The organism is Myxococcus stipitatus DSM 14675, from assembly GCF_000331735.1.
Lineage (GTDB): Bacteria > Myxococcota > Myxococcia > Myxococcales > Myxococcaceae > Myxococcus > Myxococcus stipitatus.
This window is the reverse complement of sequence record NC_020126.1, coordinates 2,153,151-2,178,821: the sequence shown is the minus strand read 5'-3', so window position 1 is coordinate 2,178,821 and position 25,671 is coordinate 2,153,151. Positions and strand designations below refer to the sequence as shown.

Here is a 25,671-nt window from a genome sequence, read left to right as displayed (position 1 = left end):
GCGACACGCCGACAGAATGCGCGGCGGTGAGCCGTCCCCGCATCGATGCACCTCGAGGCGTCCTCCAGCGCCAGGCCCCCCAGGGCAAGGTGGCGCATGAGCGCTTCGCCCCCGCCCCGGACCTGGAGCCGTACATCCAGCACTTCTGGATCGTGCGCTGGGACCTGCGCGGCGAGCCCCCGCTGCTCGCCGAGACACTCCCCCACCCCTGCATCCACCTCGTCTTCGAGAAGGGTCAGGCGCGAATCGCCGGCGTCCACTCGCGCCGCTTCCGCCAGTGGCTGCGAGGACACGCGCGCGTCTTCGGCATCAAGTTCCGCCCCGCCGCCTTCCAGCCCGTGCTGGGCAAGCCGCTGTCCACGCTGACGGACCGCACGGTGAGCCTGCGCTCCGTGTTCGGCCCCGAGAGCGATGCGCTGAAGGCCACGCTCCTCACGGAGCCGGACCTGCACAGGTGCGTGGCCCAGGCCCAGGACTTCCTCCGGCCCCGCCTTCCGCCCATGCCGCCGCTCATCGCTCGCTTGCGAGACCTCGTGGAGCGGCTCGCGCAGGATGCATCCCTCACGCGCATGGAGCAGGTGGCGGAGCTCGCGGGGATGGAGCCTCGCAACCTCCAGCGGCGCTTCCGCGCGGCGGTGGGCGTCAGCCCCAAGTGGGTCCTCCAGCGCTACCGGCTCCACGAAGCCGCCGAGCAGCTCGCGCGCCCCGACGCACCCGACATGGCGACCCTGGCGCTCCAGCTGGGCTACTTCGACCAGTCTCACTTCATCCGCGACTTCAAGGCGCTGGTGGGCTGCGCGCCCGGTGAGTACGCGGCCCGCGCCGCCGCCAGCAGGACTCGCCCCGCGAAGTAGCGACGTAGCAAGCACAACAGCGGAGCGGACGGAAGGCGTCCCCTGTCACCTTCCGCCCGCCCCGCTTCTCGACATGACAACCCGGGCGCGTCACTCCCCAAAGCGCCGCGCCCCGGCCATCACTGGAACAGCAGGCAGTAGGTATCCAGCTCGTAGAAGTCCGACGGCACGAACGGGTTCCACGTCTGGCGCACGAAGTAGAGGCGGCGTCCGTCCACGCTCAGCGACGGGTGGAACTCGTCCTTCTCCGTGTTCACCTTGGGCCCCAGGTTGATGGCCTTCGTCCACCGGCCACCGCCCAGGTTGAGGCTGGCGTACAAGTCTCCCAGGCCGTGGCCCTCGGGACGGTTCAGCGAGGCGAAGATGAGCACCCGGCCATCCGCGGAGATGTGCGAGTTGTACTCCCAGAAGTCATCGCTGTTGATGGCGATGGGCAGCTTCTGCGCGGGGGCGTAACCGGGGCCGCGGCGCTCCGCGCGGTAGATGTTGAAGTCCGAGTCGAACGTGCCGCTCGCGTAGTACAGGTTCCCCGCGCGGTCCGCGCTGACGTACAGCTCCATGCGGTCCGAGTTGATGTTGGGGCCCAGGTGCTGCGGCGCACCCCAGCTTCCGTCCGCGAGCTTGTGCACCACCCACAGGTCGGAGTCCGGACGCTCCTCGGTGCCGGTGATGGGGCGCGTGGACGAGAAGAACAGCGACTGGCCATCCGGGGACAGGAACGGGTCGGTGTCCAGGTACGTGCCGGAGAAGGACACCATCTGTCCCGGGGTGAAGTGGCCATTCACCTTGTGCGTCTCGTAGATGGCCTGGAACGGCGCCTCCGCGGCATCCACGTGGTAGTACGCGGTGTTGCCGTCCGCGGAGAACGTGAGGCGGTACTCGGAGCGCTCCGGCAGGGAGACCTCTCCGGGGGCGAACATGCTGCCACCCGTGGGGCAGGTCAGGCCCCACAGGGCCTCACTGGACACGCCCTGTGCACCGAGCGCCTCCGCCACCTTGGCGGACTCCGGCTCCTGCGCGGCGCAGGCCATGGACAGCGAGGACATGGCGGCGACAAGGCCAACGGACCACGACTTCTTCGAGGTGAACGAGTGCATGCGACGTCTCCTTTGTTGGAGACACAGTCGCCCGGCGCCGCGCGATGACCGATGAGGATGTGACGAACAGTGGAGGTTCCGGGGTCAACGGTGGACTTCAACCCCGGCGCACGCTCACGTCGGCAAGTCCAAGGCGCGCTGGAGCCTGGCGCGGTAGCTGCGGCCCGACGTCAGCTTGGTGCCATCGCGCAGCGTGAGCACCATCTCTCCCGGCCCCAAGGGCTCGACTTCCTCGATGCGGTCCAGGCGGACGATGAGCGAGCGGTGCGCCCGCACGAAGTCCTTCGGGTCCAGCTTCTCCTCCAGCGCGTTCATCGTCTCGCGCGTGAGGTAGGACTGCTTGCCCTGGTGGACGGAGACATAGTTCCCCTCCGCCTCCAGGTAGTCGATGTCCTCCACGCGCAGGAAGCGCATGCGCCAGCCCACCTTGGCGACCAGCCGCTTCACGTAGGGCTCCGACGCGGGAGGCAGCCGATGCGACAGCGACTCCAGCCGCTCGATGAGCTCCGCGTCCAGCTCCGTGGCCCCGGTGCGGCGGCGCTCCCGCACCCGCGCGAGGCTCTGGTGGAAGCGCTCCCGGTCGAAGGGCTTGAGCAGGTAGTCGAGCGCGTTGGCCTCGAACGCCTGCACCGCGAAGTCCCGGTGCGCGGTGATGAAGATGACCGCGGGCTGGTACTCGTGCGCCACCGCGCTCAGCACGCCGAAGCCGTCCGGCTCCGGCATCTGCACGTCGAGCAGGACCAGGTCCGGGCGCTCCGCGCGGATGGCGGCGATGGCCTCCGTGCCGTCGCGACACTCGCCGATGAGGGTCATGTCCGGCGCGTCCGCGAGCAGCTCCCGCACCCGGTCTCGAGCCAGGGGCTCATCGTCGACGATGAGCACGCGGATGGCCGTGCTCATGCCACCGACTCCGTCCGGAAGGGGATGGTCAACGAGACCTGCGCCCCGCCCTCCTCACGCCCCTTCAGCTCCAGCTTGTGCGCGGGCCCGTAGAGCTGCACCAGCCGCTCGCGCGTAATCCACAGGCCCTTGCCTCCGCCCGCGGTCTTCGCCGCCGTCCCGGAGCGCAGGCCCACGCCATCGTCGCGGACCTCCAGCACCAGCTCGGGACCGTCGCGTCGGGCGGCCACCGTCACCGTGCCCGGCGCGGAGCGCGGGGCGATGCCGTGCTGGATGGCGTTCTCCACCAGGGGCTGGAGCAAGAGGTACGGCACGTGCGCGCCCAGGGTGTCCTGGTCGATTTCGTGCTTCACCTGGAGCCGGTCCGTGAAGCGCACCCCTTGGATGTCCAGGTAGAGCTGGAGCGTGCGCAGCTCGTCGCGCAGGGGGACCTCCTCGCGGGCCGCCGAATCGAGCGTGCCTCGGAGCAAGTCACTCAGCCGGGCAATCATCCGCTCACTGCCGCGAGGGTCCTTGTGCACCAGGGCCGAGATGGAGTTGAGCGTGTTGAAGAGGAAGTGCGGGTGGAGCTGCGACTTGAGGACGTGGAGCTGCGCGCGGGCGAGCTGGGTGTCCTTCAGCCGGAGCTGCTCGGCGAAGTAGAGGCCGTGCGCCAGGCCCAGCATCAGCAGGTAGATGAACGGGTTGTAGAGCAGCGCGTGCTCCAGAACCGACAGGTACGCCGGAGGCGTGGAGTACCAACCCAGATACGGGTCCAGCGAGTAGATGACGGTGGCGCGGAAGAACGAGACGACCAGCGCGCCGCCCACGTGCAGGGCGACCCGCGAGCGCCAGTGGCGCTTCTCGATGGGGAAGCGCAGCCCCAGGTTCAGCACGGCGACGGTGATGGGCACCCACAGCACGTTGGCGAAGCCATCCGTGAGCAGCGCGTGGGACCAGGTCACGCCCCGCACGGAGTGCGCCTCGCTGGAGGCCGCGAGCCCCTGCAAGGTCCAGTAGGCGCAGGCCACCACCCACCATTTCCACTGACTTCCACGTGCCATGAGCGCGCAAGGTACACGGACTGGAGACGAGGGGTCACATCCGGCCCAACCGTTCGTCCCACCCCCTCTCCCGCCTGCTTGCACCTATCCTCGCGGGCATGAATGAGCAGGTCGTCCAGGAGCGCTATCGGGAGTTGTTGAAGCAGGTGGAGCAGTGGGCCCAGGGGTTCGGTGGGAGGCTCGTGCTGGGCGAGCCCGTGGCCGAGGATGACCTGGCGCTGCTCCCGGAGCTGCTCGGTGTCCCGCCCTCCGAGGGAGGGGACGTGCTGGCCCCGGGGCTGAGGGAGTTCTGGAGGATGTGCGCCTCCGCGCGCGTCGAGGTCCTCCGCGCCGAAGAGGACGAGCCGCCCGAGTGGACCGCCTTGCCCGCCGACTTCCGGGTGTACTCACCCGACGAGGTGCTGGAGTGCACGCGGTGGGTGCGCATCTCCGCGGGCGTCGCCATCGGCCATCGTCCCATCACCACCGCGCACCTGGTTCCGTTCGCCGCGGCCCACCGCCTCCCCAGGGACGTGCAGTGGTGTGTCACCCCGAGCGGCGAAGGCCAGGAGCGTCCCGCGCTCGTGCTCAACCACATGGGCGAGCTGGACTGGGCCCGCTTCCAGGACACGCGGCGCTTCGTCTGGGAGGAGACGCACGCCGCGTCGGGCCCCGTGTTCGGCACGTTCCTCGACTGGCTGGAGGCCTATGTCGCGAACGTCCGCGTGCTTCCGCCCGAGGACCTCTACCCGGACGGCGTCACGCCTCCTTGAGGCCATGACGGGACGTCACGGCAACAGGTCCTCCTGCTTCGCCAGCTTCTTCGCCAGCGTGGTGTAGGACCACTCGCCCTCCTCATCCACGAGCCCCTTCTTGAGGAGCTTGCTCAGCTCGGGACCAATCTCACTGGAGTGCCCCACCAGGTGGTGGTCCGCGCGCACCTTGCCGATGGCGTCTTCCCGGTCGTCCGAGACGACGAGCTTCGCGGTCAGCGTGTCCGCGTACGTCGAGTAGTCGTTGTAGTAGGTCCACGCCACGCCCTGCACGGTGAAGTCCCCCAGCACCACGACTTCGCCGTGGACCAGCAGGTTCTTCGCCTTGAGCGAGCCCCCCACGAAGAGCAGCGAGTAGTCGAAGCCCTCGTGGATGATGTTGCCCTCCACCACCAGGTCTCCCGTCACGAGCAGGCGCCCCTGGTCCTCGAGGACGAGGTTGCCGTTCACCGTCACACGGACGGCGTCGATGACCTGGTCCTCGCCCTCGGAGACCTTCATCCCGTTGGCCACCTGCTTCGCGGGCCCCGAGGACGACAGCTTCGCCTTGAGCGCGGCCCGCTTGGCGGGGGTGCCCACCTGCGGCTGGAGCGAGGCCTCCTGGAGCAACTTCTCGAGAATCTTCATGCGAACAAGGCTAGGCGTCCCACTCGACACTGACGAGCGGAATGTCGGGGCCTCGACCGGAGGGCCGCCTCCTGTCTTTCGCGAGCCCTGTATACTGGGGCCTCCTCCTCGCAACAGGACGTGAGGTCCACATGGCGGCGACCAGGAATGCCCGACGAAGAATGTCTCACGGAGGAGGGATATCCTGTCCCCTCGCCGTCCGTGCGGCGCTCTTCACCTGGGTGCTCCTCTTCGCGACGTCGGCCACCGCGCAGACGCTGGAGGACCGGGCCTATGTCGGGTTCACCCTCGCGCGCGGCACGGACATCGGCCCGCGCGGGAGCAGCCTGGACGAGCGTCAGCAGTTGGACCTCCGGCTGCCGCTGCCGCCGCTCTTCCTGGGCCGCACGGTGCTCGTGCCGACGGTGGGCTACGAGACGCGCTGGATGGGGCTGGAGCGCAAGGGCCTGCTCGCGGACATGCCCGAGGATGAGGACCTGGGCCGGCGCTTCCACGTGCTCCAGATGGGCCTCACGCTGATTCGCCCGGTGGCGCCCCGATGGATGGTGATGATGGGCGCGATGGCGAGCACCCGCACGGACTTCCGGAGCCCCTACGACTTCGGGCTCGACACGAACTGGGCCGGCTTCGCGATGGCCAGCTACCTGGTGGGCGGAGACCCGGGCGTGCGGGTGACGTTCGGCCTGGTGGCGCTGTACCCGTTCGACATCAGCCCCGTCTTCCCCATGGCGTCGTTCGTCTACCGCAAGGGCCCGTACATCCTGGAGCTGGGCCTGCCTCGGCTCGCGATGTTGCTGAAGGTGGGCGATGGGCTGGAGGTGGGCCTCACGGGCGCGTTCGACCAGCAGGTGTTCCGCACGCGCATGCCCCAGGCCCCGCAGGGCCCCCACGCGCACTACGTGCGGGAGACCCAGCTCCGCGTCGGGCCCACGGTGAACGCGCGGCTGGGCGGCGGAAGCCTCTGGGTGAGCTCCTCCATCGGGCTCGACGTCCTGAATGACTACGCCTTGCTCGACCGGAACCGCGACCGGGTGGACGTGGAGATGCTTCGCTCCACGCGGCCCGCGCCCTACCTGCGGGTGTCGCTGGGATGGCGTCCCCCCCGCCGCCCCAGCACGGCCTCGCGACTGATGGCCCCACCTCCTCCCGAGACGCCCTCGGTGCGGGGGAACACGTCGCCCCTCGCCCGGTGACGGAGCTCGCGCAGCGGATGCAGGGCGTGAGCGCCGGGGCGTCCTCAGCCGCGGCGTCGACGCCGCAACCACACCCACCCGAAGAGTCCCGCCAGGGGGAGAGCGCCGGAGCTCCCGTGCGCGCCACACCCTCCGCAGCCCTGTCCTGACTCGGCCCCCGTCGACAGCAGCTTGAAGAGCCACCCCAGCCGAGCCCCTGGGACGGCGCGCCCGTGCTCCGCGTCCGCCGAGGCCCTGACGCCGCCCACCTGCCACGCGAGCAGCTGGCCGGGGTACAGACTCAGGCCCCTGCCCGACACGACGCTCCCACTCACCCGGTCGATGATGGGCAGCGACTCGCTCGGCAGCGTGATGTCGATGCCTTCCTTCGCGTGCATCGACGTGTTCACCACCGCATAGAAGTTCCCGTGCGCCGTGGCCATCCTCCGCACCACGACCTCCGCATCCGACGCCGCGCCGGGCACCACCGTGCTGGGGAGCGCCGGCAGCGCGAGGAACGCCGCGTGGAAGGCGCGGGTGTACTCGGGGAAGCCTCGGCTGATGGACGACGCCTCCAGGTAGCCCAGCAGCGTCGGGTCGCCGTTCGCCACGGCGCGCGCCTCCGCCAGCATCGAGTACGGCCCCTGCCGGTCCACCGACATGGCCAGGTAACCCCACAGCCCACCCATGGGCCAGTTGCCATACCGGTCGTCCGCCGTGTCGTTGGCGTAGTCGCCCTTGCCGTCGTCCTCGTTGAGCGGGAAGTGGTGCACCATCGCCAGACCGGACATCGAGCGGAAGCGACTCAACAGCGCGCGGTCCGCCACGCTGAACAGCCGGTTGAAGGGATACGTCAGGGAGACACCCTCCGCGGCCTGGAAGCGGTCCGGGTCCGCGGGAGGGAAGCTGTTGAACGGCTCGCCCCAGGAGCGGTTGAGGTGCTCGGTGGGCGGCAGCTCGTCCGAGGTGAGGGCCTTGCGGTACGTGCCGCTCTGGACGAAGGCGCTGAACCCGGCCGGGGGATAGCGGTACTGGCAACAGCGGTCCGACGTGTCCCCCGGCGCGCAACAGCCCTGCTCATCCACGGCGGTCCACGCGGCCGGGTCGTCGGTGACGGTGACGGCCATGTCCGACAGGTCCTCCGGCGTGGGCAGCCCTTCTTCGGGATACGGCGTGAAGAGGACCTGCGCATCCGCGACCCCGTTGCTCCGGAGGTGGTCGCGGATGGCCTCGAGGAAGGCGCGCCGCTTCGCGAACCACCACTCGTAATAGCCCGCGCGCAGGGTGGGGTTCGTCTGGAGCATGGCGCGCGACACACTCTGTCCCGTGTCGTCGGAGAAGCGGCCGAGCGCCTCCGGAGAGAAGCTCACGGGCAGGTCCGTGGGCCGCGTGCGCAACCACGCGCCCAGGAAGTCCACCTGCCCCTTGAAGTGGAGCACCGTGGCGTCCATCAGCTTCTTCACGTCCGCCAGCGCGTCCGGGTCCGACACGTCCACGCAGTTGTCGTCGGACCAGTAGATGGGCGAGTAGATGTCGCCCTCGCGGTCGAACAGCGGCCTGCACCGGCGCTGCTCCCCCAGCGGCTTGAGTCCACACACGGAGGGCTGGTGCCACGGCGTGAGGCAGACGTGCCACTTCGAGAGGGACTTGCAGTCGGAGTCCAGCGCGCAGCGCGTGCTCGTGTAGACGCGCTCTCCGCCGATGGCGCCGGAGTACTCGTAGTAGGGCAACACCGAGAGGCCCTGCGCCGCCGCGCGAGACACCGCCGTGGCCCACAGCGTCGAGTCCCGGGGCTGCACGTACCAGGGCGGCGGAGAGAACGGGTCCGCGTTCCAACCCTCCGTGTAGCCGAACTCCAGCAGGTCGTGGGCGTACGTGTCGATGCCCAGGAACTTCGCCTGCTTCAGTCGGTAGTCGAACCAGGTCTCGGGTGCTGCGGCGGGCTGGCAGCCGGTGTCCTCGCCCTGGGCGCAGAGGGCGGTGTCGTCATTCATCTCCTCGCGCCAGAACACATGCCGGCGAGGCAGCGGCGCGGGCGGGTAGTGGATGACCAGGTCCAGGCGGGAGGGATTCGGGACCTCGAACAGCCGGATGCGCGAGACGGCGGTGCCCTTGTCGGTGGGAGCGCCGTGACGGGCGAAGTGCCCCACGGAGACCCAGAAGCCATTGGCCGGCCCCTCGGGGCGGCGCGTGTCCTCCACGTTGCGCTGACCGACGATGGGCGCGAAGCGGTCATGCAGGTAGAAGAACTGGCGGAACTGCTGCCACTTGCGCGACAGCGGATACTTGAGCGACTCCGGATTCGGGTACGCGTACTGCTCCCGGAAGTCGCCAATGGACGTGCCGGTGCTGAAGCCCCGGAACTTGTCCGCGCCCTTGTTGGCCACGGCCATCGTCCGCGACTCGTCATCCGGGTACTCCACCACCAGCAGGTACGCACGGCCGGCCTGGAGCCCCTTGCCCACGCCCAGCTTGTAGGAGAAGGACTTGGCCTGCGGGCCCATCGTCATGGCGCGCACCGGACGCGTCACGCCCTCCAAGGTGAGGGAGCGAATCACCGAGGTGCTGTTGGCGCCATGCACCACCGGATGCGGGTCCGAGGGGTCTCCGCAGTGGACCTCGTCAATCAGGGGCAGCAGCCCGAAGGGTGCCCCCGCGTCCACCAGCGACTGCCCCGGCGCGCGCGTGGGCAGCCCCAGGACGAGCAGGCACGACAGCAACCACCACGGGCGACGCACTGGGGGACTCCATGAGGGGGAAAGAGACTCGACCAGCCTGCACTCGCGATTATCGCTACACAGCTACAATAGTTTCCAAATCAGCGAATATCCCGGATATCGCCCCCCCTCCTGGGTCCAGTCCCCCAGGTCAGGAGCCGGGAAGCGACCCGCATCGGGGCGAGGCTGACCCGGGAGATGGGTTCGCGCGGTCGCGCCTTGGCGATGAGGGAACTAGCGCTCCGCCGGAGCGGCGGCCGAGGACGTCTCCTCGGCCAGCGCGTCATCCGGAGGCGGCGCCACCACCGTGAGGATGGGGCGCGAGTCCGCGAGCGACGGCGCGAAGAGCGACGGCTGGCCCGGGTCCTCGAAGAGGGTGGTGAAGTCGGCGCGCGTCACGCCTCGCTCCAGGCGCGCGGCGAAGGTCTCCTTCAGGAGCCGCACGTAGTACTCCGCATCGTAGTCGCGCGGGTCCTCGGCCCCGGACATGGGCGTGCTGCCCTCGTCATCGGGCTCGCGCTCGGGCAACAGGCCCGCGCGTCCTCCCCCCGCGCGGTAGACGCGGATGTGCTCGCCGGAGGCCCACGTCTTCCTCCCCGCCGCGAGCAGGGCCTCGTAGGCCAGCTCCCGCCGGCGCTCGCGCACGGCGCCGTACTGCGTGGAGTCCTTCGTCAGCCGCACGTTCGCCGCCACCTCCGAGGTGGGCACCTGCCGCCTGCGCAGCGCCAGCACCGTGGAGACGTACGTCTCCCGCACCGCCTGGAGGTCTCCCGCCAGGAGACAGCGCAGGGCCTTGCGCAGGAAGGCCTCTCCGAAGGGCTCCGCGCGGCTGGAGCGGAACGCCACGCCCTTGAGGTGCAGCGTCCCGTCGTAGGTCTGCAACGCGTAGTTCTTCGGTTCGTGTGACAGCATCACCGCATAGCGCCCCTCGAACTCGAGCTGCACGAGGCGAGGCAGCAGCGCGGCGACCTCCGACACCACCCGGCGCTCATCCTCCTCGCGCCAGTCCTCCGGCACCGCGAAGTACACGCCGTCCGTGTCCGCCTCCAGCAGCGTGACGCCCCGGCGCGCGAGCTCCCGGCACAAGAGCGCCAGCACCGCGCGCCCCCGCCGCGTCACCTCGTTGGCCGCGTGGACGTCCGCGAAGCGCGTCAGCCCCACCGCGCCCAGGTAGCCATAGGCCGAGTTCACGATGAGCTTCATCGCCGCGGAGAGCGCCTCGTTCTCATGCCGCTCCGGCGAGCCCGGCGGCGCCGCGCGCCCTCGCCGCTTGGCCGCCAGTCGCTGCTCCACCAGCCGGTCCACCAGCGCCAGCAGCGCCCCCAACTTGTCCCGCTTGGGGCCGATGCGGTACTCGCGCATCAGCGACGGATACAGGCTCGCCACGTCCGCCTTCACCACCCGCCGTGCCACGCCCGTGGCGAACAGGTGCAGCGCCGCCCCGTTGTGCGAGGTACCGTCCCCTTCCTCGTGCGCCGGCAGCGCCACGCCCGAGCGCAGGTACGCGCGCACCAGCAGCGGGTCCAGCACGCCCGTCGCCGCGCCCGCGTCCGCCAGTCGCTCGTAGCGCCGAGGCGCCATGCGCGCCAACGCGAAGGCCGCGCCGCCCAGCACCCGCGCGATTCCCTCCGCCTCTCCCACGTCGTCCCGCGCGTAGCGCCGCACCCGCTCCGGGTCCGTCTTGAAGACCTCGTGCACCTTCGCGCCGGGGATGTACTCGCGCGCGGGCCCCGCGAGGCCGAAGTGCCGCGCCACCGCCTTGAGCCCATGGCCCGGCAGGTCTCGCGCGGAGAAGTCGTGCCGCAGCACCGCGTCCAGCGTGTCGATGAACTCGCGCCCCGGCACCGTGTAGCGCGCGCGCCGCATCGCATCCGCGTTGCGCTCCGCCCCGCGCCCCAGCGCCGAGCCCCGCGCGGAGGGCCGGTGCCGCAGGCCCGGCGCACCCGCGCGCCCCAGCGCCAGCACCACGCCCAGGTGCTTCGCGCGCCTCGCGACGAACGGCAGGTCGAAGCCGTGCAGGTTGTGGTTCTCGATGACGTCCGGGTCCAGCACCCGCACCCGCTCGACGAAGCGGCGCAGCAGGTCCGCCTCCGCGGCATCCCCCTCGCCGTGCGCCTCCAGCGTCTCCGCGTCGCCGCGCGGCCCCTTCATCGCGATGAGGAAGATGCGGTCCTTCGCCGGGTCCAGCCCCGTCGTCTCCAGGTCGAACTGCAGCCGGTGCAGCGCCTCGAAGGAGAGCCCCCGGAAGTACGTACGCCCCGACGCCGTGAGGTACTGGTCCTCCGGAGGCAGCGACAGCACCAGGCCCGGGCTCACGTCCCGCAGGTTCGTGAACACCTGCCCCAGCCGACGGGACACGCCCTGCAGCACGTCCGACACCAGCGCGCGTCCATCCTCCGCGCGAATCAGGTAGCGCAGCGCTCCGGGCCCGGACAGCTCCTGGTACGTCACGCAGCGCGGCGCCGGGCCCTCACGCTCCGGCCGCAGCCGAGTCCCCAGGTGCGCCAGGTCCTCCAGCGTCGACAGCACCAGCCACGGCCGGAAGCGCACGTCCTCGCGCACCAGCGCCCCGGTGTCCGGCAGCCGCCTCCACACGAACGCGCGACCGTCGGGCTCCGCCCACACCGAGACAATGCCCGGCGTCGCGTCCCAGCCCCACAGCCACTCGTCCTCCACCATGCCCCGCATCATGCCCCACAGCTTGCCGCCCACCGGTGTCAGCGGTATGTCAGGTATCCACGCATGCAACGCACCGAGCGACTCTTCGCACTCGCCGAGTATCTGCGGGGCCGCCGCACCGGCGTCACCGCGGAGACCCTGGCCGAACGCTTCGGCGTCACCATCCGCACCATCTACCGCGACCTCGACTCCTTGCGCGATGCGTCAATGCCTGTCGCCGCGGAGCGAGGCCGGGGCGGTGGCTATGCATTGGACCGCAGCTACAGCCTGCCGCCGGTGAACTTCACCGCGCGCGAGGCCGCACTGCTGGTGGCCCTGGGCCGCTTCGCCATCGACATGCGGCTGCTGCCCTTCACCGGCACGCTGGAGTCCGCCCTGGACAAGGTGCGCTCGGCCCTCTCCACGTCCGCTCAGCGCGAGCTGCTGGACAGACTCAAGGAGCTGTCGTTCCTGGGCGTGCCCTCGCTGCCCAGCAAGGCCTCGGTGCGAGCGGCCATCGAGCGCGCCTGGTTCGAGCAGCAGGTCCTCCGCATCACCTACGTGGACGGCAATTTCCTGGAAACCACGCGAGAGGTCCGCATCCTCTCCGTGGTGATGGACCGCCACGAGACGCGCCTGGATACACAGGACGTGAAGGGCGGCGAGCGGCGCCCATACCGGCTGGACCGCATCATCCAGGCCGAGGTCGTCCGCCCCTTCGAGCCCTGAGCGGCGGGCCGTGTCTGCCCATGCCGCAGTGCATCAAAGACAGACGTTAAACTTCCGTCACAGAAGGAACGTTACACGTCCGTAATCGGGCTACCATCCGGCACCCCCAACCCATCAACGAATCGCGCCTTGGAGGCGAGCCGATGGAGAAGCCCTGGTTGAAGCACTATCCGCCTGGAGTCCCGGCGGAGATTGATATCCAGCAGTACCCGTCGCTGACGCACCTGATGGAGGAGGCCTTCGCCAAGTACGCGGACAGGCCTTCGTTCAAGTGCATGGGCAAGAGCATCACCTATCGCGAGCTGGACGCGCTGTCGCGGCGCGTTGGCGCGTGGCTGCAGTCCCGGGGCTTGGAGCGGGGCGCCACCATCGCGGTGATGATGCCCAACGTGTTGCAGTACCCGGTCTGCATCGCGGCGATCCTGCGCGCGGGCTACGTGGTGGTGAACGTCAACCCGCTCTACACGCCGCGCGAGCTGGAGCACCAGCTCAAGGACAGCGGAGCCCAGGCCATCTTCATCCTGGAGAACTTCGCCACCACGCTGGAGCAGGTGCTGGACAAGACGCCGGTGCGCCACGTCGTCGTGGCGACCATGGGTGACCTGATGGGGGCCTTGAAGGGCACCCTGGTCAACTTCGTGGTGCGCAAGGTGAAGAAGATGGTGCCGGCGTACAACCTGCCGCGCGCCGTGAGCTTCAAGCAGGTGCTGGCGGAGGGCGGCAAGCGCACGCTCAACCCGGTGGCCACCACGCACAACGACGTGGCCTTCCTGCAGTACACGGGCGGCACGACGGGTGTCTCCAAGGGCGCCACGCTGCTGCACAAGAACGCCATCGCCAACGTGCTCCAGGTGGAGGCGTTCCTGGACCCGGCGATGCGGGGGCGCAACATCGCGCAGCTGAACATCATCTGCGCGCTGCCGATGTACCACATCTTCGCGCTGACCGTCTGTGGGCTGATGGGCATCCGCCTGGGCGCGATGAACGTGCTCATCCCCAACCCGCGCGACATCCCGGGCTTCATCAAGACGCTGTCGGAGCAGAAGTTCCACATCCTCCCGGCCGTCAACACGCTCTACAACGCGCTGGCCAACCACCCCGACTTCAAGAACCTCGACTTCTCCGAGCTGATGATCTGCAACGGCGGCGGCATGGCCGTGCAGCGCGCGGTGGCGGAGAAGTGGTTCGCCATCACCCGCGTGCCCATCATCGAGGGGTACGGCCTGTCGGAGACGTCTCCGGTGGCGACCAGCAACCTGCCCACGGCGACGGAGTACTCGGGCACCATCGGCCTGCCGATTCCCTCCACGGAGATCGCCATCCGGGACGACGACGGCAATCCAGTTCCCATGGGCCAGCCGGGCGAAATCTGTATCCGCGGCCCGCAGGTGATGGCGGGCTATTGGAACCGTCCGGACGAGACGGCCAAGGTGATGTTCGCCGACGGCTTCTTCCGCTCCGGCGACATCGGCGTGATGGACGAGCGCGGCCACACCACCATCGTCGACCGCAAGAAGGACATGATTCTCGTGTCCGGCTTCAACGTCTACCCGAACGAGGTCGAGGGGGTGGTGGCCATGCACCCCGGCGTGCTCGAGGTGGCGGCGGTGGGCATCCCCGACGAGCACTCCGGCGAGGTGGTGAAGCTCTTCGTCGTGAAGAAGGACCCGGCGCTCACGGAGGCCCAGCTCATGGACTTCTGCCGTGAGCAGCTCACCGGCTACAAGCGGCCCAAGAAGATTGAGTTCCGCACGGAGCTGCCCAAGACGAACGTGGGCAAGATCCTCCGCCGCGAGCTGCGCGACAAGAAGGTGGCCTGAAGCACCTCCGCGGCCTAACGCGCCGCGGAGGCGGAACCGCGCGGCGACAGCTTCTGGAAGTTGTCGCCGCGCTCGCGCTCGATGCGCAGGATGAACGGGTCGATGCCCACGTGCGTCGGCCGCTTCTCCACGGTGAAGGACACCTCCGTGGACGCGCCCTGGAAGGGATGCCGCTGCACGTGCAGCAGGTTGTCCTCCACGACGCCGTCGCGCGGTGAGTTCGTGTAGACGGCGACGTCCAGCGCCTCGTCCATGGGCAACAGGACGTCCTCTCCGCCCCGCACGCTCCGCTTCGAGGTCGCCACGCGGGCCGTCACCTGGAAGCGCCCGTCCGGCAGCGCCTCCACGGAGGACGACTCCACCTGCAAGTCGTACAGGACGACCTCCTTCATCCACTGGTCGATGAGGACATGCTGTCCGGGGGTCGCCTCCGCGTGCAGCGCGTCGAGCAGGTCCAGCGTCGTCAGGGAGCTCTCGTGCCCCGGCGCGTCCAGCATGCGCCGCAGCGCCGCGTCCAGCTTCGCCTCGCCCAGCAAGTCCCGCAGCGCGTTCATCACCAGCGCGCCCTTGCCGTAGTACAGGTACGACTGGCCCGTGCCCTTGTAGAGCCCCGGCTCCTGGGTGGACTCCTCCGTGCGTCCGGCGAGGTAGCGGTCCCGGTCGAACGCCAGCTCGCGCACCAGTGAGTGCTCGCCGTGCAGGCCCGCGAGGATTCGCTGCTCGGAGTACTTCGTCAGCGACTCCACCAGCATCGTCGCGCCCTCCACGGTGGCGGGGTCCAGCATGTGGCCCCACCACTGGTGCGCCACCTCGTGCGCCGTGCGCCGGGTCACCAGGTCCACCGCGTCCGAGTGCCGCATGTCGGTGAGGAAGCCCCGGTCCTCCACGAAGTAGATGACCTGCCGCATCGCCAGCGCGCCGAAGCTCCACGACGACGGAATCTCCACGATGCGCAGCTGCTCGTCCGGATAGCGGTGGAAGCGCGCGCCGAAGTCGTCGAGCGAGCGCGTGGTGGCCTCCACCATGGCCTTCACGTTGTAGGCGTGCGCGGGATGGTAATAGACCTCCACGTCCACGCCCTGGTGCCGCGTCTTCTCCACCGCGTAGCGGGCCGAGACGACCGCGAACTTCGGCGTCATGGGCCGGTCCACGACGTAGTGGAAGAAGCGCCGCCCGTCCTCGCTCCACTGCTTGCGCAGCGTCCCCGGCCCCACCGCCGTCTGGTCGCTGGACGTGGAGACCATCAGGTCCAGGGTGTGCCACACCGGCGCTCGGACCACGGGCGTCCGGCCGCTCTCGTCGAGCAGGGGCATCCGGGGCTGCTCCCGCAACCCCCGCACGCGCCGCTCCTCCGGGTCGCCCAGCTCGTGGCCTCGCCGGTAGCCCAGCGTGGGGAACACCTCGTCGTTCAGGATGAACGAGCCGTTCTCCACCAGGGACAGCTCGAAGCCCGTGGCCCTCACGCCCCGCTCCTCGCGCGTGACGTCGAAGGACAGCTCGGACACGCCTCCGGGAGGCAGCGGCGGCTGGAGCCGGAAGTGGAACATGCCGAACTCCTCGTCATGCGCCACCTGCTCGCCGCCCTGCAGGGAGAGCGACACGGGCCTCGCCGTCGGGGGCACCACGACCCACAGCGTGTCGAGGGGCGCCTGCGTCTGGTTCTCCAGCCGGTACGTCCCCGTGGCGCGGTAGCGACGATGCTCCGGGAAGAGGTCCAGGCGCGACGTCACCGCGACGATGCTCGGCAGCGGGAGGGGCTCCAGGACCTTGTACGTCCGCTCGTAGCGCTCACGCCACGCCAGCGAGGCGTCGCGGGATTGGTAGGTGCCCAGGCCCCACGTGTCGCGGACGATGAGGCCACCGGCGAGCAGGAACACCCCGCCGCAGGCCATCGCGCCATACCGCCCCGCGCGGCCCCACTCCCCCGGCAGCGCCCGCAGCCGCGCGCTCCAGCGAGCGCCCAGTCCGCGCCGCCACAGGCCCCACGTCACCAGCGCCAGCAGCCCCGCGAAGGCGCTCCAGTACACCATGAACGCCGTGAAGGACGCGGCCGTGGGACCGAAGCCATCCAGGTCCGAGTGGGACACCGCGGGCGCCGCGCCGAAGCGGGTCATCGGGTGCTCCAGGCCCAGCGACGCGCCCTGGCTCACCCCGAGGGCCAGCAGGAGCGACAGCACCATGCCCACGTACCGGTGAGGGCTCACCGTCTGGATGAACAGCACCGCCACCGCGAAGAGCAGCAGCGGGAGCCCCTCGAAGTAGAACAGCGACAGGTAGAGCCGAGGCTCCGGGACGACCTGACCGCGCACCAGCTGGAAGGCCACGCCCAGCACGGCGGGGACTGCGGTCATCACGCCCACCAGCGCGCCCATCGCGGTGAGCTTGGAGGCGAAGAAATAGACGCTGGAAGAAGGTGTCGCGTCGAGCAGCGCCTCGAAGCGCGCCATCCGCTCGCGCCAGACCAGCTCCGCGCCGAAGTAGATGACCACCAGGGTGCCCACCTGGGACAGCGGCATCCAGATGCTCTCCAGCACGCGGCCCGTGGTGGGGATGCGGTAGGTGCCGGCCTCCCCTCGCCCCGCCCCCGTCACGATTTCCATCCCCACGACGAAGACCCACAGCGCCAGGAGCGCCAGGAAGGGCCAGCTGCGCAGCACGTGCCGCAACTCCAGCCGCGCCGCCGACGCGAACACCGCCCACGCCGAGCGCCCCCGAGGCGTCCCCACCTCGACGGGGCGGTACGACGCCCCCGCCGGGGCGACAGGCCCCTCCTCGGCCTTCTCCTCGCGAGGCTTCACCGCCGACGTCCGGAAGGAGAAGCGCGCGTGCACGAAGCCGAGCACCGCCGCGGCGACGCCCAGCCACAAGAGCCGGTTCCAGAGGAAGTTCCCCGTCAGCGGGACGAACCGGGTGTTGCGCTCCGCCTCCGGCCAGTAGCGGGACAGCTCGAACAGCGCGGACAGGCCGAAGGGGTCCAGGAGCGCGGCGCGCGCCAGCGACTCCGCCGTCTGCGGCGCGGTCCCCGCCATGATGGGCGACTCCGCCCACATGGAGCCCACCAGGTACAGCGCGTACACGAAGACGCCGCCGACGTAGCTGGCCAGCCGGCTGCGAGACAGCGCGGAGATGGCGAACAGCAGCGACGCGGCGAACACCACGTTGGGCGTCACGACGACGAGGAGCGCCCAGAGGTAGCGGCCCACGCCGAGCGGCGCCACGCGCTCCGGAGGCACCGCCATGACGTACGGCGCCAGCATCAGCGCCAGCGTCGCCACCGCGAACACGGCGAGCGTCGCGAGCAGCGCGCCCAGGTAGCGGCCCAGCAGGTAGTCCCGCTGGGTGACGGACGTGGTGTAGAGCAGCTCCGTCATGCCGTGCTCGGCGTCGCGCTGCACGGTGGACGCGCAGAAGATGCCCAGCACGAAGAGGGACGTGAGCGACAGGAGCCCCAGCGACTGCGCGACGCTGTGGGGCGAGTTGAGCTGCACGTTGTCGCCGCCGTAGCCCGTGCCGACCAGCGCGAAGCTCATGGCGGCGAAGATGGCCAGCGCGGCGAAGAAGACGGCCTGGCGCGTGTGATAGCGCCACTCGAAGTGGAGGATTCCCCGAAGCATGGCTCGTCCCCGCTACGCCGCGCGACGGTGGGACAGCGTGGAGAAGTAGACGTCCTCCAGGTCGGGCGGCACCTGCTCGAAGCCCTCTTCGGGCCTCGCGTCCGCCAGCACGTGCACCCGCGTGCGCCCCGCCTGCAGCTGCGTGGACAGGAGGGGGAACGACGCGCGGTAGCGCTCCACCGCGCCCTTCTCCACCGTCTTGCGCCACACCCTCCCCGCCAGCGAGGCCACCAGCGCCTCCGGCGCGCCCTCGCACAGCACGCGCCCCTCGCTGAGGATGGCCATGCGCGGACAGAGCTGGCGCACGTCCTCGACGATGTGCGTGGAGAGCAGCACGACGACGTTCTCCCCCACCTCGCCCAGGAGGTTGTGGAAGCGCTGGCGCTCCTCCGGGTCCAGCCCCGACGTGGGCTCGTCCACGATGAGCAGCTTGGGGTTGCCCAGCAGCGCCTGGGCGATGCCGAAGCGCTGCCGCATGCCGCCCGAGAAGCCACTCACCGCCTTCTTCCGGTGCGCGTGGAGGTTCGTGAGGCTCAAGAGCGCGTCCACCTGCTCGCGCCGCTCCCGGGCGTTCGTCAGCCCCTTGAGCAGCCCCAGGTGGTCGAGCAGGTCCACCGCGGACACGCCCGGGTACACCCCGAAGTCTTGAGGGAGATAGCCCAGGTGCCGGCGGTGGGCCTGCGGTCGGGCGAGCACGTCCAGCCCGTCGAACGTCACCTGCCCCGCATCCGGCGCCTGCAGCGTGGCCAGGATGCGCATCAGGGTGGACTTGCCCGCGCCGTTGGGTCCCAGCAGGCCGAACAGTCCTCGGTCGATGCTCAGGTCAATGCCCTGGAGGGCGCGCACCCCGTTGGGGTACGCCTTCGAGACAGCGGAGATTCGCAGCATGGGGTCGGGGCCTGGAGGAAGTGCCCCTGCCCTACGCCCTGGCGGGCGCGCTCATTGCGGCGAAAACGAGGGAGGCCTTCATCCGAGGGAAGCGGAGGCCCCACGCCGGAGACGGCAAGGCCCACCACGTGAGCACGTGGTGGGCCTCAGGAAGAGACGCTGACTCAGTACTCTACCTGCGGCTGCGGCCCCGGAATGATGTCCGCGATGTCAGGGTCCACATCACCGGGCTGGCGTGGGCCTTTTTCGACCTTCGCACGCTTGCGCTCTTCGCGCTTGGCATCCTTCTCCTGCTGGTGCTGCTTGCGCGCCTGTTCTTTCTGACGCTTCGTCGACCTTCCTTGCATGTCGCCTCCCTCCTGAAAGCAAAAGCCCGGCCTCCCGCGCGAGGAGACCGGGCCGTCGGATGCTGGAGCGGACGCGCTCAGCCAACCGGGCGGACGTTCTCCGCCTGGAGCCCCTTGGGGCCCTTCTTGACGTCGAACTCCACCTTCTGACCCTCGGCCAGGGTCCGGAACCCGTCCGCCTGGATGGCGGTGTGGTGGCAGAACACGTCAGGGCCGCCATTATCCTGCGCGATGAAGCCAAAGCCCTTCGCGTCGTTGAACCACTTCACGGTACCAGTCGCCATGTGCGTCTTCTTTCTTCTCGCGGCATCCGAGCCGCCTCGCATCTCGAACCTGAGATGTGAAACTGCCTCTAGCCTGATAGGGGGCCCATGTCCAACCGGCCCTGACTCCGAGCGGCAGAACGCACGAGCACCCCGAACCATTCTCGTTTCAGTCTAATGGCCCAACTACGGGCTCGCCGCACCTAGAAAGAGATGGAGACCCCGGGAATAAAGCGGAAGTCACCCTCGCGGGTAAGCCTACGGCCGGGCTGCGGGCACTCGCCTGGCATCGGGCCCCCTGGACGTGCGGGCGTGGACTTTCCGAGGGAGTGCCTGTCGAGGAGTCAACGCCTTCCCCGCACTCCGGGGTGTGAGGAGAAGCCCGCAAGGGCGTCCAGCAGCGTCTGTTTGCTCCGGAAGTGGTAGCGCGGAGTGCCTCGCCCCACACGGGCACGCCGGGCGAGGGCCTCCCACGTCAGGGCGTCGGGGCCTTCCTCCCGGACCAGCACGTCGGCCGCGCGCAAGAGCCTCTCACGCATTCCCTCCTCGATTCTCGCGCGTGGCGGCGCGACGATGAGGTTGAACCACGGCAACCCCAGCATGACGGACCCCCTCCTCTTGCAGATGGCCCACACTCCGGCCGGCCCCGAGCGCGATGGCGCTTGCGGCTACGCAACAGGCGTAACCCGCTTGCCTCTGTTTCCAACAGTGATGTGTCGTGATTCCGGACATCACCGGGGTGAATCATTCGTCCTCGGGGTTCTCGCGGGGATGAGCAGGCCATGACGCCGTCGAAGGGCGCGGCGACGGCGAAGCGGCGCACCGCGCGCAAACGGCCCGCGGCCATGGCGGCCACGTCGGTGGTGCTGGATGCCTCCACGGGCGCGTCGCTCCAGACGCAGCTGATGGAGGCGCTGCGCGCGGCCATCGTCGCGGGGAGGCTGGCGCCGGGCACGCGGCTGCTGTCGACGCGGGCGATGGCGGAGCAGTTGGACCTGTCGCGCAACACGGTGCTCAACGCCTACTCGCGGCTCCTGGAGGAAGGGTACCTGGTGGGGCACCTGGGCTCGGGCACGTATGTGGCGCGCGAGCTTCCGGAGCGGGTGCTGCGCTCGGAGCGCGTCGGCCCCCTTCCGCCCGCGCCGGCGCACACGCCCGGCATCTCCCGGCGGGGGCGCGCGGTGGCGATGCTGCCCGACATGCGGCTGTCGGTGCCCGGCATTCCTCCCAGCCAGCTCGCCTTCCGCATGGGCACGCCGTCCATCGACGCCTTCCCCAGCGACTTGTGGGGGCGGCTGTTGAACACGCGCTGGCGGCGCTCGTGGGGGGATTTGCTCCAGCGCGCGGAGCCCGCGGGCCATCCGCCCTTGCGGCGTGCCGTCGCGGACTACCTGGCGACCTCGCGCGGCGTCCGGTGTGTCCCGGAGCAGGTCATCATCGTCAACGGCGCGCAGCAGGCCATGAGCCTGGCGGCGCAAGTGCTGCTGGACCCGGGCGACGCGGCGTGGGTGGAGGACCCCGGCTACTTCGCGTACCGGGGCGCGCTGGTCGCCGCGGGCGCCACGCTGGTGCCCGTCCCCGTGGATGCGGAGGGGCTGGATGTGGAGGCGGGGAAGCGGCTGGGGCCGGAGGCGCGGCTGGCCGTCGTCACGCCCGCGCACCAGTTCCCGCTGGGTGTCGCCATGAGCAAGGCGCGGCGGCAGGCCCTGCTCTCGTGGGCCGCGCGCTCGGATGCGTGGATTGTCGAGGACGACTACGACAGCGAGTTCCGCTACGAGGGCCGCCCGCTCCTCGCGCTGCAGGGGATGGCCCCGGATGCGCGGGTGCTCTACATCGGGACGTTCAGCAAGGTGGTGTCCCCGGCCTTGAGAGTGGGCTACCTGGTGGTGCCGGAGCCGCTGGTGGACGCCTTCACCGCCGCGCGCCGCTTCGCCGATGGCCACACGCCCGTCGTGGAGCAGGCGGTGGTCGCGGACTTCCTCAACGACGGCCACTTCAGCCGCCACGTCCGCCGCATGCGGGTGCTGTACGGCCGCCGGCAGGAGGCCCTGGTGGAGGCGGCCTCGCGCGAGCTGCGGGGGCGCCTGGACGTGTCTCCCCTCCACACGGGAATGCACCTGGTGGGCTGGCTCCCCGAGGGCGAGGACGACCGGGCCGCCACGGCCCGCGTCCTCCAGGCCGGGGTGCTGACGCAGCCCTTGTCCGCGTTCCGGGTCCAATCCCAAGGCCGAGGCGCCCTGCTGCTCGGCTACGCGTGTGTCCCCGAGGAGCGGATTCCCGAGGGTGTGCGGATGCTCGCCCGGGCGCTGCGCTGAGGCGGCGCCACGCGCGAGTGGCTCCCCCTCGTTGGAAAGTGGCCCCATGGAGTGGTGCGCGAGTGGCCCTCGCGTCGATGCGGGGGCACGGTTACTTCAACGCCAGCAACGGGGGACATCCCTCCCCCTTCGAGCACAAAGAGAGAACCCCCATGGAAACGCCCCGATTCGTGACGCCGAAGGTTGCCCCGGGCCTCTACACGGCCATGCTCGCGCTGGAGAAGTACCTGCACGAGTGTGGGCTGGGCGAGAAGCTCCTCACGCTCATCAAGCTGCGCGCCTCGCAGCTCAACGGCTGCGGCTTCTGCATCGACATGCACTGGAAGGACCTGCGCGTGCTGGGTGAGACGGAGCAGCGCCTGTACGGGCTGGATGCGTGGGAGGAGAGCCCCTACTACACGGACCGCGAGCGCGCGGCCCTGGCCTGGACGGAGGCGGTCACCTTCGTGGCGGAGGGCCATGTGCCCGCGTCTGTCTACGAGGCGGTGAAGCCGCACTTCTCCGACAAGGAGCTGGCGGACCTCACCGGAGCGATCGCCACCATCAACGCGTGGAACCGGCTGGCCGTCGCCTCGCGCACCACGCCGGGGACGTACCAGCCGCCCAAGGCCGCGCAGAAGGAGGGCTGAGCCCCGGGCCTCTCGCACGCACGCGCCGGAGGCGTCAGGTCCCCGGCGGCGTGCGAGGCAGCTCCGTGCCGAAGAGCGTCTGGAGCAGGTCCAGCAGTCCAGGCCAGGCCTCGGCGCCCAGCCACAGGCCCTCCTCCACGTGCTCCACGCTCATCGCGAGCGCGGCGTTCTCGAAGAGCTTCGCGGACAGCACGCCCTCGGCGGGGAGCTTTCCTTCCACCTGGAGCACCTGTCCGTTCCAGGTCAGTCCCGGAGGCAGGAGGCGCTCGGCGAGCGTGCGCAGCGCGGCCCTTCCCGCGCCCGCGCGCAGGATGCCCATCACCAGCGACGACGCGCCGCGAGACTCCTCCAGCTCCACCCTCCCGGGCGTGAGCAGCCACAGCCGGTAGCGCCCCGAGGCGAGCTCCACGCGCTCCAGCGTCGTCTCCACGCGCACCTTCCAGCCCTTCACGGACAGCCGGAGGTCATAGACGCTGGGACGCGACTCCCACTGGCGCAGCTCCAGGTGCTTCACGTTGCCCAACAACTGCCGCACCACCGTCTCCACGCGCACGTGGGACAGCCGCAACCGCTTGCCACCGACGTCCACCGCGATGTCTCCGGAGAGCGCGGAGGGCAGCCGCTTCGCCCACTCCCGAGCACCCTCCAACAACTTCATCGCCAACGACTGACCCGACATCCGCTGTCCTCCCGGCGTCCGCCGCCGCGCGCGCAGCATGCACTGGATTGGGGACGCCCAGGCGTGGTCCTTGGGTACGAAGGGCTGGTCACTTGTCCACCCAGGGAGCGAGCGGCGGGAAGCGCCCCGCCTCCCAGTCCGCGAAGCGCGCGCGGCCCTCGGCCACGCTGTCGACGACGAAGTTCCACCAGATGACGAGCGGGTCCGGCAACGGCTCACCACCCAACACCATCGCGCGGCCACCGCGCACCGAGTGCAGCGTCAGCGTGGAGGCGCCTTCGTCCAGGTGCGCGAGCAGGCCGCGCTCCACCGTGGTGCCGCCGATGGAGACGTCGCCGTCGGCCACATAGAGGGCGAGTGCGTGGGTGGGCTCCACGGGGAACGAGACGGTGGCTCCCGCTTCGAGCTCCACGTCCAGGTATGTCAGGGGATGGAAGGCGGGGACGGGGGAGAGGGCCTCGCCCAGTCTTCCGGCGAGGACTCGCACGCGTGCGCCTTCGTGCTCCACGCAGGGCAGCATCGCCGAAGGGATGTGCTCGAAGGCGGGCGGAATCTGGCGCTGCGCGCGAGGGAGCGCGACCCAGGTCTGGATGCCGTGGAGCGGTGGGGCCCCCGGGCTCGAGTCCACATCCTCCGCATGGACGATGCCGCGGCCGGCGGTCATCCAGTTGATGTCACCGGGCTGGATGTCCTGCACGGTGCCCAGGGAATCGCGGTGACGGATGGCTCCGGAGAACAGATACGTCACGGTCTGGAGGCCGATGTGCGGATGCGGGGGCACGGACATGGTCCCCGGCACGGCGGGCGAGGGGCCGAAGTGGTCGCAGAAGACGAAGGGGCCCACTCGGCGCAGCTCGACACGGGGAAGGGCGCGCAGCACACGAGAGTCGCCGACGAGCTCCGTCGGCTTCGCGGGCCACACCGCCACCACGCCGCGCTCCGTCCGCGCGGACGCGGGGCCCGAGGCCGACGACGAATCCATCCCCATCTCAGCGCTCCTCCGTGAGCATCGCCGCGCGAGAAGGTCGGCTCACGTCAGCGGTCCGTCGAGTATCCACCGGTCCTTCCACCGTGGCGAGCCGCGCGACGCAGGAGCACCGCGAGTCCTGTGGGCCTCGCGCGTGTGGACCGGGTGTGCACACTCCAGCGAGGGAAGCAGCGTGGGGGCGCAGCGGCCCCCGGCGAGCCCTGTGAGCCACGCGAAGAGCGGCACCCCGAGTCGTGTCGGTCTCGCGCATGCGGACCGGGCGTGTTCACTCCGTCGCGGGAGGAAGCAGCAACGTGGGGGTGCCGCAGCCCTCGGCGGTGGGGAAGAACGTCAGGTCGGCCCCCACGCCTCGGAGCGAGCGGAAGGTCTCCAGCACGGGCAACTCCAACTCCATCGGCGCGATGCGGTGCACACGTCGTCCGTCGCGGACCTCCCACCCACCAGCGATGAGGGACACTCGCCCGGGGCGCGGCATCGTCGTGAAGGTCTCGACTCTCGCGACCAGCTCCGTGTAGCTCGCGGGCAAGGTGGCTCCACGAGGAGCGATGAAGAAGTTGAGCGAGGTGGCGCCGGGCTCGATGGCTCCGTCGCGAAGTCCGCGTCCGTGCGCTGGAACGCCCAGGCGCGCGGCGCTCTCCTGGGAGTGGAGGAAGCCCAGCAGTCGTCCTTCCTCGACCAGGCGAAGAGCCTGTGCTGCTCGCCCCTCGTCGTCCCAGTCTCGTTGACGTGTCCCCTCGGCGTGTCGGGGGAGGTCTTCCACCGTGAGCAGGGAGGGGAAGACCTTCTTGCCCACCGCACGAGCCAGCGCGGGCGTCGAGACCGCGACGTCACCGCGCAGCAACCAGCCCAGCCCCGCGACGAGAGGTGCGGCGACCGCGGGACGCAACACGCGAGGAAGGCGCGGGTCCGCCTCACGAACAGGGCCCGACAATGCGTCAACCGCGGCGTGCAGCCGTTCGCGCAGCGCCGCCCATGCCGTCTGGCCGGCGCGCAGCCCTATCGCATCCACCACCGCGCCTCTGGGAGTCTCGCAGCGGACGAAGGCTTCCTCTCGCTGCTCCACTTGCGCGAGCACGTCGTGACCTCGCACGAGCGCGGACCAGGTGAATCGGCGGGTGAGCACGAGCGCCTGCACCACGATGCCTTCGGGTACGCACTCGCGAGCGATACGCACGGCATCGCTCCGTGCCTCCGACACGGAGGGCTCCCAGTGCCACGAAGGGAGCCGCGAGTCGGTGGGGAGTGGCGTGACAGGTGGAGGCGAGGACGACGGAACAGTGCGCTGTGCGGCCTGAACCAGGAGCCGCCGGAGGTCCGCGCCCTCTCCGATGGGTCCTGACGCTCCGCCGCGCACCGTGGCGTTCCAGACTCGAGCGACGGCCGAGCACGTGTCGCCCAGGCGGGCTGCGAAGGTATTCGAGGAGGCCTCATGCTCCAGCGCGAGCGAGCCCTCGCGCACGAGGAACAGCTCTGCCTCCAACCCCGCGAGCTCCGGGCCAGCCTCCGCGAGCGCAGCACGCGCGGCCGCCACCAGTGCATCCGGCGTCATCCGTTCCGCGCCGACTTCTCGCCGCACATC

21 protein-coding genes are annotated in these 25,671 nt (G+C 70.1%); 7 read left to right on the top strand and 14 right to left on the bottom strand.

From position 1 onward, the window contains the following. Nucleotides 1-26 precede the first annotated feature (26 nt). Nucleotides 27-854: an AraC family transcriptional regulator gene (locus MYSTI_RS08700; RefSeq protein WP_052350942.1), complete on the top strand. Its 828-nt coding sequence runs from the start codon at nucleotides 27-29 to the stop codon at nucleotides 852-854. A gap of 119 nt (nucleotides 855-973) precedes the next feature. Here the strand turns inward: MYSTI_RS08700 and MYSTI_RS08695 are convergent, their stop codons facing one another. From MYSTI_RS08695 to MYSTI_RS08685, 3 genes are all read right to left on the bottom strand, one after another. Continuing rightward, complete coding sequence (locus MYSTI_RS08695) at nucleotides 974-1,951, bottom strand: TolB family protein (RefSeq protein ID WP_015347354.1); 978 nt, start codon at nucleotides 1,949-1,951, stop codon at nucleotides 974-976. Between the two features lie 114 nt (nucleotides 1,952-2,065). Then, nucleotides 2,066-2,851 (bottom strand): LytR/AlgR family response regulator transcription factor, encoded by a 786-nt coding sequence (locus tag MYSTI_RS08690; protein WP_015347353.1) that lies wholly within the window; start codon nucleotides 2,849-2,851, stop codon nucleotides 2,066-2,068. Continuing rightward, entirely contained in the window at nucleotides 2,848-3,894 is a 1,047-nt protein-coding gene (locus MYSTI_RS08685; protein ID WP_015347352.1) for a sensor histidine kinase, read from the bottom strand. Before MYSTI_RS08685 ends, MYSTI_RS08690 begins: the two co-directional genes overlap by 4 nt. Nucleotides 3,895-3,992: 98 nt before the next feature. On the opposite strand from MYSTI_RS08685, the gene MYSTI_RS08680 reads away from it, so the two are divergent. Then, on the top strand, nucleotides 3,993-4,646 hold the full coding sequence (locus tag MYSTI_RS08680) for a hypothetical protein (protein WP_015347351.1): 654 nt from the start codon (nucleotides 3,993-3,995) through the stop codon (nucleotides 4,644-4,646). A gap of 15 nt (nucleotides 4,647-4,661) precedes the next feature. Here the strand turns inward: MYSTI_RS08680 and MYSTI_RS08675 are convergent, their stop codons facing one another. Further along, nucleotides 4,662-5,273, bottom strand: coding sequence for a hypothetical protein (locus MYSTI_RS08675; protein ID WP_015347350.1), 612 nt, complete (start codon nucleotides 5,271-5,273; stop codon nucleotides 4,662-4,664). A gap of 161 nt (nucleotides 5,274-5,434) precedes the next feature. Here MYSTI_RS08675 and MYSTI_RS08670 point away from each other — a divergent pair, with 161 nt between their 5' ends. Then, nucleotides 5,435-6,466 carry a hypothetical protein gene (locus tag MYSTI_RS08670; RefSeq protein WP_144370022.1) on the top strand — a complete coding sequence of 344 codons (1,032 nt, stop codon included), beginning with the start codon at nucleotides 5,435-5,437 and terminating at the stop codon, nucleotides 6,464-6,466. A 44-nt stretch (nucleotides 6,467-6,510) separates the two neighbouring features. Here the strand turns inward: MYSTI_RS08670 and MYSTI_RS08665 are convergent, their stop codons facing one another. Together MYSTI_RS08665 and MYSTI_RS08660 are read right to left on the bottom strand one after the other, a co-directional pair. Further along, the gene (locus MYSTI_RS08665) at nucleotides 6,511-9,183 is read right to left on the bottom strand and encodes an MYXO-CTERM sorting domain-containing protein (protein ID WP_015347348.1); all 2,673 of its coding nucleotides are present in this window, start codon (nucleotides 9,181-9,183) and stop codon (nucleotides 6,511-6,513) included. A gap of 213 nt (nucleotides 9,184-9,396) precedes the next feature. Next, nucleotides 9,397-11,853 (bottom strand): DNA polymerase domain-containing protein, encoded by a 2,457-nt coding sequence (locus MYSTI_RS08660; protein ID WP_233278216.1) that lies wholly within the window; start codon nucleotides 11,851-11,853, stop codon nucleotides 9,397-9,399. Between the two features lie 51 nt (nucleotides 11,854-11,904). Between MYSTI_RS08660 and MYSTI_RS08655 the strand changes: the two genes are divergently transcribed. Continuing rightward, a complete protein-coding gene (locus MYSTI_RS08655) occupies nucleotides 11,905-12,549 on the top strand; it encodes a helix-turn-helix transcriptional regulator (protein ID WP_015347346.1) in 645 nt (214 codons plus the stop codon). Nucleotides 12,550-12,692: 143 nt separating this feature from the next. After that, nucleotides 12,693-14,369: a long-chain fatty acid--CoA ligase gene (locus MYSTI_RS08650; RefSeq protein WP_015347345.1), complete on the top strand. Its 1,677-nt coding sequence runs from the start codon at nucleotides 12,693-12,695 to the stop codon at nucleotides 14,367-14,369. Nucleotides 14,370-14,383: 14 nt separating this feature from the next. Here the strand turns inward: MYSTI_RS08650 and MYSTI_RS08645 are convergent, their stop codons facing one another. From MYSTI_RS08645 to MYSTI_RS08625, 5 genes are all read right to left on the bottom strand, one after another. Next, on the bottom strand, nucleotides 14,384-17,983 hold the full coding sequence (locus MYSTI_RS08645) for an ABC transporter permease/M1 family aminopeptidase (RefSeq protein WP_015347344.1): 3,600 nt from the start codon (nucleotides 17,981-17,983) through the stop codon (nucleotides 14,384-14,386). Nucleotides 17,984-17,995: 12 nt separating this feature from the next. Beyond that, complete coding sequence (locus MYSTI_RS08640; RefSeq protein WP_015347343.1) at nucleotides 17,996-18,871, bottom strand: ABC transporter ATP-binding protein; 876 nt, start codon at nucleotides 18,869-18,871, stop codon at nucleotides 17,996-17,998. A gap of 164 nt (nucleotides 18,872-19,035) precedes the next feature. Beyond that, entirely contained in the window at nucleotides 19,036-19,218 is a 183-nt protein-coding gene (locus MYSTI_RS08635; protein ID WP_015347342.1) for a hypothetical protein, read from the bottom strand. A gap of 77 nt (nucleotides 19,219-19,295) precedes the next feature. Then, the gene (locus tag MYSTI_RS08630; protein ID WP_044279362.1) at nucleotides 19,296-19,502 is read right to left on the bottom strand and encodes a cold-shock protein; all 207 of its coding nucleotides are present in this window, start codon (nucleotides 19,500-19,502) and stop codon (nucleotides 19,296-19,298) included. 323 nt (nucleotides 19,503-19,825) lie between these two features. Next, nucleotides 19,826-20,083 carry a helix-turn-helix domain-containing protein gene (locus MYSTI_RS08625; protein ID WP_015347340.1) on the bottom strand — a complete coding sequence of 86 codons (258 nt, stop codon included), beginning with the start codon at nucleotides 20,081-20,083 and terminating at the stop codon, nucleotides 19,826-19,828. Between the two features lie 180 nt (nucleotides 20,084-20,263). On the opposite strand from MYSTI_RS08625, the gene pdxR reads away from it, so the two are divergent. Continuing rightward, nucleotides 20,264-21,796, top strand: a complete 1,533-nt coding sequence (pdxR, locus tag MYSTI_RS08620; RefSeq protein ID WP_015347339.1) for a MocR-like pyridoxine biosynthesis transcription factor PdxR — start codon at nucleotides 20,264-20,266, stop codon at nucleotides 21,794-21,796. 152 nt (nucleotides 21,797-21,948) lie between these two features. Continuing rightward, entirely contained in the window at nucleotides 21,949-22,425 is a 477-nt protein-coding gene (locus MYSTI_RS08615) for a carboxymuconolactone decarboxylase family protein (protein WP_044279361.1), read from the top strand. 34 nt (nucleotides 22,426-22,459) lie between these two features. Here MYSTI_RS08615 and MYSTI_RS08610 read toward each other — a convergent pair whose 3' ends face one another. The 3 genes from MYSTI_RS08610 to MYSTI_RS08600 form a co-directional block, all read right to left on the bottom strand. Further along, nucleotides 22,460-23,104, bottom strand: coding sequence for a hypothetical protein (locus MYSTI_RS08610; protein ID WP_015347337.1), 645 nt, complete (start codon nucleotides 23,102-23,104; stop codon nucleotides 22,460-22,462). 88 nt (nucleotides 23,105-23,192) lie between these two features. Beyond that, nucleotides 23,193-24,086, bottom strand: a complete 894-nt coding sequence (locus MYSTI_RS08605) for a pirin family protein (RefSeq protein WP_052350939.1) — start codon at nucleotides 24,084-24,086, stop codon at nucleotides 23,193-23,195. A gap of 271 nt (nucleotides 24,087-24,357) precedes the next feature. Then, nucleotides 24,358-25,641: a metallopeptidase TldD-related protein gene (locus MYSTI_RS08600; RefSeq protein WP_015347335.1), complete on the bottom strand. Its 1,284-nt coding sequence runs from the start codon at nucleotides 25,639-25,641 to the stop codon at nucleotides 24,358-24,360. Nucleotides 25,642-25,671 lie beyond the last annotated feature (30 nt).

Excerpts from the sequence above, each read along its gene's own strand:
- MYSTI_RS08685 (WP_015347352.1), bottom strand. The coding sequence starts at position 3,894 with ATGGCACGTGGAAGTCAGTGGAAATGGTGGGTGGTGGCCTGCGCCTAC.
- MYSTI_RS08625 (WP_015347340.1), bottom strand. The coding sequence starts at position 20,083 with ATGCTGGGGTTGCCGTGGTTCAACCTCATCGTCGCGCCGCCACGCGCG.
- MYSTI_RS08660 (WP_233278216.1), bottom strand. The coding sequence starts at position 11,853 with ATGATGCGGGGCATGGTGGAGGACGAGTGGCTGTGGGGCTGGGACGCG.
- MYSTI_RS08630 (WP_044279362.1), bottom strand. The coding sequence starts at position 19,502 with ATGGCGACTGGTACCGTGAAGTGGTTCAACGACGCGAAGGGCTTTGGC.
- MYSTI_RS08640 (WP_015347343.1), bottom strand. The coding sequence starts at position 18,871 with ATGCTGCGAATCTCCGCTGTCTCGAAGGCGTACCCCAACGGGGTGCGC.
- MYSTI_RS08650 (WP_015347345.1), top strand. The coding sequence starts at position 12,693 with ATGGAGAAGCCCTGGTTGAAGCACTATCCGCCTGGAGTCCCGGCGGAG.
- MYSTI_RS08680 (WP_015347351.1), top strand. The coding sequence starts at position 3,993 with ATGAATGAGCAGGTCGTCCAGGAGCGCTATCGGGAGTTGTTGAAGCAG.
- MYSTI_RS08600 (WP_015347335.1), bottom strand. The coding sequence starts at position 25,641 with ATGACGCCGGATGCACTGGTGGCGGCCGCGCGTGCTGCGCTCGCGGAG.
- pdxR (WP_015347339.1), top strand. The coding sequence starts at position 20,264 with ATGACGCCGTCGAAGGGCGCGGCGACGGCGAAGCGGCGCACCGCGCGC.
- MYSTI_RS08695 (WP_015347354.1), bottom strand. The coding sequence starts at position 1,951 with ATGCACTCGTTCACCTCGAAGAAGTCGTGGTCCGTTGGCCTTGTCGCC.
- MYSTI_RS08615 (WP_044279361.1), top strand. The coding sequence starts at position 21,949 with ATGGAAACGCCCCGATTCGTGACGCCGAAGGTTGCCCCGGGCCTCTAC.
- MYSTI_RS08690 (WP_015347353.1), bottom strand. The coding sequence starts at position 2,851 with ATGAGCACGGCCATCCGCGTGCTCATCGTCGACGATGAGCCCCTGGCT.
- MYSTI_RS08610 (WP_015347337.1), bottom strand. The coding sequence starts at position 23,104 with ATGTCGGGTCAGTCGTTGGCGATGAAGTTGTTGGAGGGTGCTCGGGAG.
- MYSTI_RS08635 (WP_015347342.1), bottom strand. The coding sequence starts at position 19,218 with ATGCAAGGAAGGTCGACGAAGCGTCAGAAAGAACAGGCGCGCAAGCAG.
- MYSTI_RS08605 (WP_052350939.1), bottom strand. The coding sequence starts at position 24,086 with ATGGATTCGTCGTCGGCCTCGGGCCCCGCGTCCGCGCGGACGGAGCGC.
- MYSTI_RS08655 (WP_015347346.1), top strand. The coding sequence starts at position 11,905 with ATGCAACGCACCGAGCGACTCTTCGCACTCGCCGAGTATCTGCGGGGC.
- MYSTI_RS08675 (WP_015347350.1), bottom strand. The coding sequence starts at position 5,273 with ATGAAGATTCTCGAGAAGTTGCTCCAGGAGGCCTCGCTCCAGCCGCAG.
- MYSTI_RS08670 (WP_144370022.1), top strand. The coding sequence starts at position 5,435 with ATGTCTCACGGAGGAGGGATATCCTGTCCCCTCGCCGTCCGTGCGGCG.
- MYSTI_RS08645 (WP_015347344.1), bottom strand. The coding sequence starts at position 17,983 with ATGCTTCGGGGAATCCTCCACTTCGAGTGGCGCTATCACACGCGCCAG.